The sequence below is a fragment of the Pseudoroseicyclus sp. CXY001 genome, assembly GCF_041714655.1.
Taxonomy (GTDB): domain Bacteria; phylum Pseudomonadota; class Alphaproteobacteria; order Rhodobacterales; family Rhodobacteraceae; genus Pseudoroseicyclus_A.
The window spans coordinates 2,470,966-2,483,973 of the sequence record NZ_CP168219.1 but is presented as its reverse complement, the minus strand read 5'-3'; the positions used below and the strand labels follow the sequence as shown (position 1 = coordinate 2,483,973).

Here is a 13,008-nt window from a genome sequence, read left to right as displayed (position 1 = left end):
GCGGGCTTGGCCCGCCGTTGGCGCAACGCTCGAACGACGCCCCCGCCCGATACGCGCCGGCACGGCGCAGGACGAGCGCCGGCCCGTCCCGCGGGTCGGCGCTCTGGTGAGGGCCGGCGCTCGCCCTGCGCGGCACCGTTGGGCAAGGGTGAGGGGGGAGCCCCCTATAGCTCAGAGGTTGAGCTTGCGCAGGCGCGCGGTGACGGAGGCGCCATGGGCATGGAGGCCCTCGGCCCGCGCCAGCACCTCCGCCGCCGGGCCGATGGCCTTCAGCGCCTCGGGCGTCATCCGGGCGATGGTCGTCCGCTTGAGGAAATCCATGACCGAGAGCCCGGAGGAGAACCGCGCCGAGCGCGCCGTCGGCAGGACGTGGTTCGGCCCGCCGACGTAATCGCCGATGGCCTCCGGCGTCCATTGCCCGAGGAAGATGGCGCCGGCATGGGTGATGTGATCGAGGAGCGCCTCGGGCTCCTCCGTGCAGATCTCGAGGTGCTCGGGGGCCACCCGGTTTGAGATCGCGGCGGCCTCGGCGAGGTCGCGCGTGACGATCAATGCACCAAAATCCGACCAGCTTGCCCCGGCAATCGCGGCACGGGGCAGTGTTTGCAGCACTTTTTCAACCTCCGCCGCGACGGCGGCGGCGAGCTCGGCGGAAGGCGTGACGAGCAGCGACTGGGCGCTCGCGTCATGCTCCGCCTGCGCGAGGAGGTCGAGCGCGAGGAACTCCGGGTCCGCCGTCTTGTCCGCGATGATGAGAATCTCGGAAGGCCCCGCGATCATGTCGATGCCGACCTTGCCGAAGACGGCGCGCTTGGCGGCGGCAACGAAGGCATTGCCGGGCCCGGTGATCTTGTCGACGGGGGCGATCGTCTCCGTCCCGTAGGCGAGGGCGGCAATCGCCTGGGCGCCGCCCACCCGGTAGATCTCGTCCACCCCGGCGAGCTTCGCCGCGAGCAGCACCAGCGGGTTCAGCACGCCATCAGGCGCCGGCACGGTGATGGCCAGCCGCTCCACCCCCGCGACGCGGGCGGGCAGGGCGTTCATCAGGACGGAGGAGGGGTAGGAGGCGAGCCCGCCCGGCACGTAGAGGCCGGCGGCCTCGATGGGCGTGAAGCGCCAGCCTAATGTGGCGCCGGCCGCGTCGGTGAAGCGCGCATCCTCCGGCAGCTGGCGCTCGTGATAGGCGGCGATGCGCTCGGCGGCGAGGGCAAGGGCTTCGGCCTCCTCGGGGGGGACCTCGGCCACGGCGGCGGCGATCTCCTCTGGCGAGATGCGCAAGGTCTCGGGCGTGAGGTCCAGCCGGTCGAAGCGCGAGGTGAGCTCGATCAGCGCCGCATCGCCCCGGGCGCGGACATCGGCAATGATGCCGGCGACCGCCTCGGCGACATCCGGCGCCTCCTCGCGCTTCATCGAGAGAAGCTGCGTGAAGGCGGTCTCGAAATCGGGGTCGGTCGTGGTGAGCGTGATGGGCATGGGCAAGGTCCCTCCGGGGTGGCGGATAGCCCGGGGGGGCGGAGGGAGCAAGATGCGGGCGTTGCGCTGGCTGAGAGGCCGGGGGCTGCCTGCCCCCGTCGCCATTGGTACTCGAACCAATGGCGCACCAATGGCGAACCCCCCGAGGATTTTCTGGGAGCGAAGACTGGGGGGCCTCAGGCGTCGAGCCGGCTGAGGATATACTGCGCGAAATCCCAGTTGGGGCGTTCCAGATGGCTGAGCGGGCCGGGCTTGCCAAGGCGGGAGGTGAGGCCGCGGTAGACGGCCTCGGTGCAGCCCTTGTCCTCGCGGTTCACCTCGTCGAGGAGCGTCTTCAGCGCGTGGAAATTCTCCTCCGCCTCCGCCTCGCCGAGAAACTCAGGCGCAAGGCCACCGCCATAGAGCACGTCGACCTCGCCGGGGCTGACTGGGGTCAGCGATAGATACCAGAAATAGCCGGGGGTGAGCGTGATGAAGAGCGAGGGATAGAGCGAGATCAGCCAGGTCTTGCGGCGGTCCTCCCCCTCCAGCCAGGTGTTCGCCTCATGGGCGAGGGCGAGTTTCGCGCTCTCGTTCTTGAGGATCCAGTGGTAGTTGAAGCCCTCCTCGCCCGGCGGGCAGGTCATCTCCTCGAGGCTGACCGTGCCGCCGATGGTGCCGGCGTGGCAGGCGGGAAGGTGGTAGCTTTCCATGAAGTTCTCGCCGAGCACCTTCCAGTTGGTCGCCCAGCGGAAGCGCTCCTGGAAGAGCTCGACGTAATCCTCCATCCGGTAGTGGCCGATGAGGGCATCGAGGGCGCCGAGCCGTTCGGAGGGCGGCGGCGCCGCGGGGTCGAGGCAGAGCATGATCCAGCCCTTCCACTCCTCGCAGGCGATCTGAGGCAGGGCGATGTCGCCGCGGCAGAAGGCCTCGTTCAGCCCCATACCCGGGGCGCCGCGGAGCGTGCCATCGAGATTGTAGGTCCAGGCGTGGTAGGGGCAGGTGATGGTTCGGGTGTTGCCCTCGCCCTCCAGCAGCACCGACATCCGGTGCCGGCAGACGTTGGACATGGCGCGGAGCGCCCCGTCCCTGTCCCTCAGCACGATCACCGGCTCGTCCGCCACCTCCAGCGTCAGGTAGTCGCCGGGGACCTTGAGGCGCGAAGCGCGGCCGGCGGAGACCCAGTCGCGGGCGAAGAGCCGCTCCTGCTCCAGCGCCAGGAACTCCGGCGAGGTATAGACGCTCTTCGGCATGGCGCGCGCCTCGGCGAAGGGGCCGGCAAGGGCGTCGCGCAGCTCGGCGAGGGGGGAGGGCGTGGCAATCTCGTCCTTCATGGGGGCCTCCGGCTCTCTGACCCGGCAAGGGTCTTTTCTTTTGGGGCGGAAGTCGAGACAAACTCCGGCAAGGCGGCGCTCTGCCGCCGGAGGGGGCCACGTGAAACTCTACATTCTCATCGCCATCGTCGCCTTCATCCTGCTGTTCTCGCTGGGCGCCTGGCTCGGCTATCGGGCGACCAAGAAGGCGCAGACGCGCTCGTTCACCGATCCCGACGATCCGGCCGACGCGCCCTAGGGCATAGCAAAAGGGCGCCCGACGGGGCGCCCTTGAGTGTTATTCTGCGGCGAGCGGTGGCGCCGGCTTGTGGGCCGGGGTCAGGCGCACCTCCTCCTCCGGCTCAGGCTCGGTCTCCGGCTTGCGGCGCCGGATGCGGCTCCAGACGGAGGCGAGCTTGCCGCGGATCACCGTCGGCGCGGTGATCATGACCGGCACCATGATCAGCGTCAGCAGCGTCGACATGAAGAGGCCGGAGACCAGCGCCGCTGAGAGATGCACGAAGAACTGCCCGGCGAGGCCGCCGAGCTGGATCTCGCGGCGGATGAAGTCGAACTCGATGTTGAAGGCCATCGGGATGACGCCGAGCGCCGTCACCGTCGCGGTCAGCAGCACCGGGCGGATGCGCTGGGCGACCGTCAGGAGCATGGCGGTGATGGCGTCGACATTATCGTCGCGGTGGTAGTGGTTGTAGGTGTCGATGAGCACGATGCCGTTCTTCACCACGATCCCCGTCAGGGCCACGATGCCGAGGCCCGACATGATCGCCGAGAAGCTCATGCCGGTGACCACCATGCCGAGAAGCACCCCGGCGATGGACATGAGCACCGTCGAGAGCGTCACGAACACCTGGTAGAAGCTGTTGTACTCGAGGAGCAGCACGAAGAAGATCAGGAACATCGCCGCTGTGAAGGCCTGCGCGATGAAGGCATTGGCATCCCCCATCTGCTCCTCGGCGCCGCCGTAGATGACGTCGACATCGCCCGGCCACTCCTGCTCGGCATCCCAGGCCTGCACCGCGGCCACGGTGGCGGCGGTGTCGTAGCCGGGCAGGAGGCCCGCGGCGACGTTGATCGAGTAGATGCCGTTCCGCCGCGTGATCTCGCCGACGCTCGGCGCCGCCCGGCGCTCCACGAAGTTGGAGACGGGGACGAGGCCCTGCGGCGTGACGATGCGCAGCTCGTCGAGCGTGTCGAGCGTACGGTCGGCCTCGGGCAGGCGCACGACGATGTCGATCTCGTCGGTGGCGTCGCTCGGCGTGTAGGAGCCGATGGTGACGCCCGAGGTGACGAGCTGGATATAGGGGCCGATGTCGGTCAGGCCGAGCCCGTATTTGGAGGCCTCCGCCCGGTCGAAATCGAGGCTCCACTGGATGCCCGGGGCAGGGCGGCCGTCCTCGATGTCGACGGCGCCCTCGATGCTCTCGAGATGCTCGCGCATCCGCGCGACGGCGGCCTCGACATCGGCATAGCTCGAGCCCTCGATGCGCAGGTTGATGGCCTTGCCGGCCGGCGGGCCGCTTTCCTGCTCGGAGATCTGGATCTCGAGGCCGGAGATGTCGGCCGTCCGCTCGCGGATGTCGGCGAAGATCTCCTCCGCCGTGCGGCGGGCCGACCAGGGCTGGAGCTGCAGCTGCAGGTTGCCGATCGTGTCGGGCGGCGAGCCGTCGCCGCCGCCGAAGGCCAGGATCACGTCCTGGATGCCCTCGACCTGCAGCACCTCGTCCTGCACCTCGAGCAGCATGTCGCGCACCTCGACCGGCGAGTAATTGCCGCGGGTGACGACCGAGACGGTGCCGTATTCGGGCTCCATCGAGGGGAAGGCCTCAACGCCCGTGGGGTTCTTGGCATAGAGCACGAAGACCCCGGCGATCAGAGCGAAGCCGAGCGCTAGCGTGATGATCGGCCGGTGCAGGAGCTTGTTCATCATCCGCACATAAACGCCGATCATGCCCCGCACCTTTGAGGGGTGGAACTTCTCGGGATACATGACGACGTCGGCGGCCTCCTGCTCTTCCTTGCTGGTCTCGTGCTTGGCGATGAAGGCGCCGATCACGGGCATGAAGAGGAGGGCAGAGACGAGCGAGGCGCACATGGTGACGATCACCACGATGGGCAGGTAGCTCATGAACTTGCCGATGATGCCGGGCCAGAAGAGGAGCGGCACGAAGGCGGCGAGCGTGGTGGCCGTCGCCGAGACGACGGGGATGAACATCTTGCGGGCGGCGAGGATGAACGCCTCCTTGCGGCTGACGCCCTCCGCCAGCTTGCGCTCGGCATATTCGACGACGACGATCGGGTCGTCGACGAGCACGCCCACGGCGATGACCAGCCCGAACATCACCATCATGTTGACTGTGATGCCCATGATCTGGAGCACCAGGAAGGCCATCATGAAGCTGAGCGGGATCGACATGCCGATGAGGATCGCGGGCCGGAGGCCCAGCGTCGCCACGCACATGATGAGCACGAGCACGACGGCCGTCATCACCGCCGCCTCGAGCGAGAGGTAGATCGACTGGGTCGAGACCGACTGATCGAGGAGGAAGGAGGTCTGCACCCCGTCCGGCCAGTCGGCCGTGACGGCGTCGCTGGCCTCCCGCACCATCTCGGCCACCTCGATGATGTTGGAGCCGAGCTCCTTGCCCACCTCGATGATGATCGCCGGCGAGCCGTTCACGTAGGAATACTCGGTCGCGTCGAGGAAGGTCCGCGTCACCGTGGCGATGTCGCCGAAGGTGACGACGGTGCCGTCCACGGTCTTCACCGGCATGTTGAAGACATCGGCGGAACTGGTGATGAGGCCGTTCATCTCGACATTGAACGAGCCCTGGCCGGTGTCGAGCGTGCCGCCTGGCACCATCGTGTTGTTCTGGCGCAGCGCATTCAGCAGCATCGGCGCCGTGAGGTTGTAGGCCTCCATCGTCAGCTGATCGACGGTGACTTCCAGCACCTCGTCGCGCACGCCGCGCAGCTCAGCCTCGCGGACGCCCTCGACATTCTCGAGGACCTCCTGAAGCTCCTCCGCGCGGTTGATGAGCGTCCGCTCGGACACGTCGCCGTAGAGCGCCACGGAGAGGACGGGGATGTCCGTCAGCGCGATCTCGAAGACGCCGGGCTCGCTGGCATCCTCCGGCAGGTCGGCGGCGATGCCGTTGAGTGCGTCGGTGATGTCCGAATAGGCCTCGTCCTTGTCGGTGTTCACGTCGAATTCGAGGAAGACCGAGACATGGCCCTGGGTCGAGGTCGAGGTGACCGCCTCGATCCCGTCGAGATCCTTCACGCGGTCCTCGATGGGCTTGGCGATCAGGCGCTCGGCATCGCCGGGCGAGATGCCCGTCTGGCTTGCCGAGATGTAGAAATACGGCACGTCGATAGCCGGAAAGCTCTCTTTCGGCAGCGAGACATAGGCCGAGGCGCCGCCGAGGATCAGCAGGATCATGACGGTCAGGACCGCCCGCGGCATCCTCAGCAGTTTTTCGATGAAATCGACCATGAGGGGTCTACTCCTCGCTGACCAGGGTGGCATTCACCACCTGACCATCGGTTACGTATTCCTGACCGATGGTGATCACTTGCGCCTCGGCCGGCAGGCCGGAAACCCAGATTCCCTCGGTCGTATCGTTCAGAACCTCGATCTCGACGAAGCGCGCCACGCTGTCTTCATCCACGAGCTGTACGCCCATCCGACCGTTCTCGTCGAGCGTCAGGGCGGATTGCGGCAGCAGATGCGCCGGGACGGTGCCGAGACTGATGTCTGCTTCGGCAGTGACGCCGTCGCGGATGGCGCCGTCGGGGTTGGGGAACTCGATCTCCACCTCGAAGCTGCGCGTGGCGGGGTCTGCGGAGACGGCCACATAGGTGATCTCGCCCGTCGCCTCCTGGCCGGTGATCGTCGTGATCTCGGCCGGCAGGCCGCGGCGCGCCAGGTCGATATAGGCCTGCGGCACCGAGCCCTGGAAGCGCATCGGGTCGAGCTGCACGATCTGGGCGCAGGAGCCGCCGATGGGCAGCAGGTCGCCCACATTGGCGACCGGCCGCTGCACGAAGCCGGCGGCGGTGGCCGTCAGCTCGGTATGGGCGAGATCGTCCTGCCGCTGGCGGAGCCCGATGCGGGCGCTTTCGAGATTGGCCTCGGCGAGGCGGAGCTGCGAGGCGACGGCCTCGCCCGAGTTCGGCGAGGCGATGCCGCTTTCCCGCAGGCGCGTGTTCGTGTCGAAATCGGTCTGCGCCGCCTCGAGCGCCGCCTCGGCCTGCGCCACCTGGGCGGAGGCCTGCAGCACCGCCGCCTCGCGGGTGCCTGTGTTGAGCGTGCAGATCGGGTCGCCCGCTTCGACGCGCTGGCCCTCGACGACGTGCATCGCGGCCACCGTATCGCTGATCTGGGCGACCGCGTCGCGGGTCGCCGGCGACCGGGTGGTGCCGCGCAGCGTCACCTCAAGGGGCATCTGCTCCAGGATGAAGAGCTGGGTGCGGACGGAGCGGGCGTCGTCCTGCGGGCCGTCGCGCTCTTCGTTGCGCTCCGCGATGGTGAGCGTGGGATCGTTCTCGCCCTCGCCATGCTCGACCTCGCGGCCGATGCCCGTGGCATCGACGAACTCTGTCACCGGGCCGCCATCCTCGCCCTCGATGAGCTGGGCCACGGTCATTTCGCTGTCATGCGGGCCCTGTCCCCCCTCCACGAACACGCCCGTGGACAGCCACAGGGCAAGGATGATGGTGATGACAATGGCGAGGCCATAGGACTTGAGCGCGCGCATAAAGACTTCCGCAAATGAGAACCGGCGAGGCGACTTGTTATTTGCACATGGTGCAATATTTGCACTAAGTGCAGACGAGCGCGAGGTAGGTTCACGGAGTACCCTTGTCAAGTTTACGAGAGAGAAACAGGCAGCGGACGATGGAGGCGATCCAGCGCTGTGCCCTTTCTTTGGCCAGAGACCGCGGGATTGCCCAGGTCACGACCGAAGAGGTGGCAACGGCGGCCGGGATCTCGCCGCGGACCTTCTTCAACTACTTCCCCTTCAAGGAGGCGGCCTTTGTGCCGCCGCAGGTCGAGCTGCCCGAAGAGGCGCGGATTCGGTTCTGCAAGGGCAAGGGGCGGGTGGCGGAGGATCTGCTGACGCTGCTCTATTCCGTCGCCTCCGCCATGCCGCAGGACCGCGACATGCTGAGCGGCCTTCGCGACCTGGCGGAGGGCAACCCGCGGCTCATGGCGCTGCATTTCGACTTTCTGAGGAGTGTCGAGGCGCAGCTGACCGAGCTGTTCCGCCAGCGGGGAGGCAATGTCGGCGGCGAGCGCGCGCCGCTCATGGCGGCGCTCACCACGGCGGCCGTGCGCTCGGCCTATGAATCCTGGATGGACGTGGGCGGCACGTCGCCCTTCACGCTGATCGGCGCCAATATCGTCGAACTGGCGCCGATCTATGACGGCGCCGCGCAGGATGTGCGCGCCGCCGCCGAATAGGGCGCGGCTCAGCCGGCCGCGATGCGGCTCGCGATGAGCGCGATGGCGCGCTGATAGACCGTCGCGGCGTTCCATTCCTCGATCACGCGGAAGTTCGCGGTGCCCTCCTGATAGGGCTGCCCCGGCTGCCAGCCGTGCTGGCGGAGGTAATTCGCCGTCGAGGCGAGCGCGTCGGTCATGTTGGTCATGTCGAGCCGGCCGTTGCCGTCTCCGTCGACCCCGAAGGACAGAATGCTGCCGGGCAGGAACTGCGTGTGGCCGAGCTCGCCATGCAGCGCCCCGATCGAGCCGCCGGAGATCGTGCCGCGATCCACCAGTTTCAGCGCCGCGAGCGCATGGGGGGCGAAGAACTCCGGCCGCCGGCAATCATAGGCCAGCGTCAGGATGGCGTTGAGCACGTTGGAATTGCCGGTGTTGCCGCCGAAGCCCGTCTCCATCCCCCAGATCGCGAGGATCACCTCGGCCGGCACGCCATAGGCGCTCTCGAGCGAGGCCCAGAAATCCGGATACTGCGCCAGAAAGCCGCGCGCCTGGCGTGTGTAGGCATCCGACCAGCGGATCCGCATGAACTCGTCGAGCTCGTAGCGCACGCCGCGCTGGTTGCGGTCGGCATTGATGGTCGATTGCGCGTAGGAGGCATTCGCCAGCGCCGCGAGCCCGGCCTGACCGACGCCCTGGGCCGCCGCCTCCTGGGCATAGACGGCCTTCCAGGCGGCGAAACCGCTGGCATCATTGCCGCAGGGCGCGGCGGCGAGCGGGGCTGCGAGGGGCAGGGCGACCAGGGCCGAGAGGCCGAAGATCGCGGAACGGAGGGAACGGGGCAACACTGGAGCAGTCTCCTTGAGGTGAGAAGCGTCAAACACTAGGGAGAGCCTATCACGCGCAAGCCGGTGCGACCAACGGAGCAGAGATGGCAAGACGTCACAGATCCTTGGGCGGGGCGCTGATCGGCCCCGGAATGCTCCTCGCCTGCGGGCTCGGCATTTTCATCGGCTGGGGCTGGGCGCAGGCCCAAGCGCCCGAGCCGGTGCCGCCGGCGCCCATCGTGCTCTCGGGCGAAGAGGCCGATCTCATCGCGCTCTTCGAGGCGTCGCGCGACAGCGTCGTCGCCATCACCACCTCCGAGCGGCGGATGAACCCCTTCACCCGCGCCAGCGTCGACCGGCCGCTCGCCTCCGGCTCGGGCTTCATCTGGGATGCCGAGGGGCATGTCGTGACCAACGCGCATGTGATCTCGGGCGCCAGCGCCGTTTCGGTGACCCTCGCCGACGGCCGCAGCTTCGAGGCGGAGCTTGTGGGGAGCGACCCGAGCCATGACCTCGCCGTCCTCAAGATCGCGGGCGGCGACCTGCCGGCGCCCCTGCCTATAGGCGAGAGCGCCGATTTGCGGGTGGGGCAGGGGGTGCTGGCCATCGGCAATCCCTTCGGGCTCGACTGGACGCTGACCACCGGCATCGTCTCGGCGCTCGACCGCGACCTCGCGGAGAGCACGGGCGTGACCATCACCGGGCTGATCCAGACCGATGCGGCGATCAACCCCGGCAATTCCGGCGGGCCGCTGATCGACATGCGGGGGGAGCTCATCGGGGTGAACACGGCGATCCTGTCGCCCTCGGGCTCGTCCTCCGGCATCGGCCTCGCCATCCCGGCGCATGTGCTGGCAAGGGTGGTGCCGCAGCTCATCGAGGAGGGCCGCTACCTGCCGCCCTCGCTCGGGCTGACCTTCGACGCCCGCGTCAATGCCGCCGTCAACCGGCAGGGGCTCGACGGTGCGCTCGTGCTGGCGGTGGAGCCGGGTTCCGCCGCGGCAGCGGAAGGCATCCAGCCGGCGCAGATGAGCCGCGACGGGCGCATCGCGCCGGGCGACGTCGTGGTCGGAGTGGACGGCACGCCGGTGCAGCGGCTGGAGGATCTAATGGCCGCCATCGACCGCAAGGCGGTGGGCGAGAGCGTCGAGATCACCCTCAGCCGCGGCAGCCGCGAACGTACCGTGACGCTGGAGCTTCTGCCGGGCGCCTGACCGGGCGCCCGCCGCCCCGGGGCTTAGCACCCGTAGGCCGGGCTTCAGCCCGGCCCCCCACCCCTTCAGAGGTCGAGCGCCAGCACGTCCTGCGGCCCGTGCCGCCCGCCGCGCCAGACGAGCCCCGTCTCCCGCCAGCCGGTGGCGAGGTAGAGCCGCCGCGCGACCGGGTTCTGGTGGTTCACCGTCAGGCGCACGAGCGCGAGGCCCGGATAGGTCTCGCGCAGATAGGCCGGCAGCGCCTCCAGCGCCGCGCGGCCATAGCCCCGGCCCTGATATTGCCCGCCGATCAGGAAGCCGCGGAGCCCGGTATCTTTCGGCCCCGCGAAGCCGCTGTCCTGCCCGTAGGCCCTGTCGATCTTGAAGAAGCCGACGGCCTCGGCGCCCGCGAGCACCTTGTGGAACTCCACGCTCTCCCGCTCCTCCCCCAGCATCTGCCGGATGGGGGCGACGAAGGAGAGCTGCGGCTCCGGCACCTCAAGATGCTGCACGGCCGCGCCCTGGGCGCGGGGCAGGGGGGCGAGGGTGACGGCTGACATGAGGCCACCTGCAGAAGGGTTCTTCACTTTCGACAGACCAGAAAGACCACCAGGGCGAATAAAGCCATGATGCTTGCGGGGCCTAGGAAGCCCCCAGCGACGTAGGCGCCACCTTCAGCAAGAATTACACCACCAGAGCTATGGGGTAGTGCAGCAAGGCAGAAGAGCCCCGCGACCCACCCAATCAGCCTTCGCATGTCCTCCTCCCACGTTCCGAAATGCAGGGACTACCCCAAAAGCCTCTTGCCTATGCTTCAATCCTCCAGCGCCTCCAGCTCGTCGATGAAGCCCTCGATCATGCTCAGCCCCTTGTCCCAGAAGGCCGGGTCGGAGGCGTCGAGGCCGAAGGGCGCGAGGAGCTCGCTGTGGTGCTTCGAGCCGCCGGCCTTCAGCATGTCGAAGTATTTCTCCACGAAGCCCGGGCCGCTCTCCTCGTAGACGGCATAGAGCGCGTTCACGAGCCCGTCGCCGAAGGCATAGGCATAGACGTAGAAGGGCGAGTGCACGAAGTGCGGGATATAGGCCCAGAAGGTCTCGTAGCCCTCGGCGAAATTGAAGACCGGACCGAGGCTCTCGGCCTGCACCGACATCCAGAGCGCGTTGATGTCCTCCGGCGTCATCTCGCCCTGCCGCCGCGCCTCGTGCAGCTTGCACTCGAAATCGTAGAAGGCGATCTGGCGGACGACCGTGTTGATCATGTCCTCGACCTTGCCGGCGATGAGCACCTTCTTGGCGTTCGCATCCGGCGCCTCGGCGAGGAGCTTGCGGAAGGTCAGCATCTCGCCGAAGACGCTGGCCGTCTCGGCGAGGGTCAGGGGCGTGGCGCTGAGGAGCTCGCCTTGCCCGGCGGCCAGCCGCTGGTGGACGCCATGGCCGAGCTCATGGGCGAGCGTCATCACGTCGCGCGGTTTGCCGAGGTAGTTGAGCATCACATAGGGATGCGCCGTGGTGACGGTGGGATGGGCGAAGGCGCCGGGGGCCTTGCCCTCCTTCACGCCTGCGTCGATCCAGCCCTTGGTGAAGAAGGGCTCCGCCAGCTCGGCCATCTCGGGCGAGAAGCCGGCATAGGCGGTGCGCACGATGTCGCAGGCCTCGTCCCAGGGGATGATGCGCATCTCTTCGATGGGGAGGGGGGCGTTCCGGTCCCAGACCTCCATCTGCTCGAGGCCCATCCACTTGGCCTTCAGCGCGTAATAGCGGTGGGAGAGGCGCGGATAGGCCTTCACCACGGCGTTGCGCAGCGCCTCCACAACCTCGGGCTCGACATGGTTGGCGAGGTGGCGGCCCATCTGCGGCGAAGGCAGACCGCGCCAGCGATCCTCGATCTCCTTCTCCTTCGCCAGCGTGTTGTGGACGCGGGCGAAGAGCTTGATGTCTTTCTGGAAACCCTCGGCAAGGGCGCGCACGGCGGCCTCGCGGCGGGGGCGGTCCTGCTCGGACAGAAGGTCGAGCGTTGCCTCGATGCCGAGCCGCTCGCCCTGCACCTCGAAGGTCATGCCGGCGATGGTCTCGTCGAAGAGCTTGTTCCAGGCGGTGGCGCCGACGGCGGACTGGTCATGCAGGAAGCGCTCCAGCTCGTCGGAGAGCTGGTAGGGCTTCATCGCGCGCATCCGCTCGAAGATCGGGCGGTAGCGGGCGAGCTCGTCATTCGCGTCGAAGAGCGCATCGACATGCGCATCGTCGAGCCGGTTGACCTCGAGCGACCAGAAGACCAGCGGCGTCGTGTCCTCGGTGATGCGGTCCTGGCAGTCTGAGAGGAACTTGGCGCGCTGCGCGTCGGTGGTCTTCTGGTAATAGGCGAGCCCGGCATAGGACATGACGCGCCCGGCGCGGATGTCGATCTCCTCATAGCGCTGGACGGCGTGCAGCATCCCGGCCGCATCGAGGTCGGCGAGCTTGCCCTGATAGGCGGCGGCGAACTCGGCGCAGGCGGATTTCACGAAGGCGAGGTCGTCCTGCAGCTCGGAGGAATCGATGGAGGGATAAAGGTCGGTGAGGTCCCATTCGGGCAGCGGACCAAAGGCGTTGGAGCCCTTCTCGGCGGTCGCATCGAAGAGAGGTGTGCGGGTCATCTCGGGCCTCCTGTCGGCGTTCGCGCCCTAGATAGGCGCTCGCGCGGGGAGGGGAAAGCCCGGCCACCCGGGCGATGGAAGCCAAAGGGCTCCCGCGGGCGCAGTCCCTGCAGACTGCGCCGCCGCG

Annotated in this window: 10 protein-coding genes; 3 read left to right on the top strand and 7 right to left on the bottom strand. The window is 67.9% G+C overall.

The genetic code is table 11. The annotated features are described in order from the left end of the window. Nucleotides 1–171: 171 nt before the first annotated feature. Both hisD and ACAZ03_RS12065 read right to left on the bottom strand, forming a co-directional pair. Complete coding sequence (gene hisD, locus ACAZ03_RS12070) at nt 172–1,473, bottom strand: histidinol dehydrogenase (RefSeq protein ID WP_373353895.1); 1,302 nt, start codon at nt 1,471–1,473, stop codon at nt 172–174. A 176-nt stretch (nt 1,474–1,649) separates the two neighbouring features. Then, entirely contained in the window at nt 1,650–2,786 is a 1,137-nt protein-coding gene (locus tag ACAZ03_RS12065; protein ID WP_373353893.1) for an aromatic ring-hydroxylating dioxygenase subunit alpha, read from the bottom strand. Between the two features lie 100 nt (nt 2,787–2,886). Here ACAZ03_RS12065 and ACAZ03_RS12060 point away from each other — a divergent pair, with 100 nt between their 5' ends. After that, nucleotides 2,887–3,024 (top strand): hypothetical protein, encoded by a 138-nt coding sequence (locus tag ACAZ03_RS12060; RefSeq protein WP_373353892.1) that lies wholly within the window; start codon nt 2,887–2,889, stop codon nt 3,022–3,024. Between the two features lie 39 nt (nt 3,025–3,063). Here ACAZ03_RS12060 and ACAZ03_RS12055 read toward each other — a convergent pair whose 3' ends face one another. Together ACAZ03_RS12055 and ACAZ03_RS12050 are read right to left on the bottom strand one after the other, a co-directional pair. Further along, nucleotides 3,064–6,279 (bottom strand): efflux RND transporter permease subunit, encoded by a 3,216-nt coding sequence (locus ACAZ03_RS12055; RefSeq protein WP_373353890.1) that lies wholly within the window; start codon nt 6,277–6,279, stop codon nt 3,064–3,066. A 7-nt stretch (nt 6,280–6,286) separates the two neighbouring features. After that, a complete protein-coding gene (locus tag ACAZ03_RS12050; protein WP_373353888.1) occupies nt 6,287–7,543 on the bottom strand; it encodes an efflux RND transporter periplasmic adaptor subunit in 1,257 nt (418 codons plus the stop codon). Nucleotides 7,544–7,683: 140 nt separating this feature from the next. Here ACAZ03_RS12050 and ACAZ03_RS12045 point away from each other — a divergent pair, with 140 nt between their 5' ends. After that, a complete protein-coding gene (locus ACAZ03_RS12045) occupies nt 7,684–8,250 on the top strand; it encodes a TetR/AcrR family transcriptional regulator (RefSeq protein WP_373353887.1) in 567 nt (188 codons plus the stop codon). 8 nt (nt 8,251–8,258) lie between these two features. On the opposite strand, the gene ACAZ03_RS12040 is transcribed toward ACAZ03_RS12045, so the two are convergent. Then, entirely contained in the window at nt 8,259–9,074 is an 816-nt protein-coding gene (locus ACAZ03_RS12040; protein ID WP_373357078.1) for a lytic transglycosylase domain-containing protein, read from the bottom strand. A gap of 86 nt (nt 9,075–9,160) precedes the next feature. Here ACAZ03_RS12040 and ACAZ03_RS12035 point away from each other — a divergent pair, with 86 nt between their 5' ends. Beyond that, nucleotides 9,161–10,270, top strand: coding sequence for a S1C family serine protease (locus ACAZ03_RS12035; RefSeq protein ID WP_373353885.1), 1,110 nt, complete (start codon nt 9,161–9,163; stop codon nt 10,268–10,270). 65 nt (nt 10,271–10,335) lie between these two features. Here ACAZ03_RS12035 and ACAZ03_RS12030 read toward each other — a convergent pair whose 3' ends face one another. Then, nucleotides 10,336–10,809, bottom strand: coding sequence for a GNAT family N-acetyltransferase (locus tag ACAZ03_RS12030; protein WP_373353883.1), 474 nt, complete (start codon nt 10,807–10,809; stop codon nt 10,336–10,338). Between the two features lie 254 nt (nt 10,810–11,063). Then, nucleotides 11,064–12,881: a M3 family oligoendopeptidase gene (locus ACAZ03_RS12025; RefSeq protein WP_373353881.1), complete on the bottom strand. Its 1,818-nt coding sequence runs from the start codon at nt 12,879–12,881 to the stop codon at nt 11,064–11,066. Between the last annotated feature and the right edge of the window lie 127 nt (nt 12,882–13,008).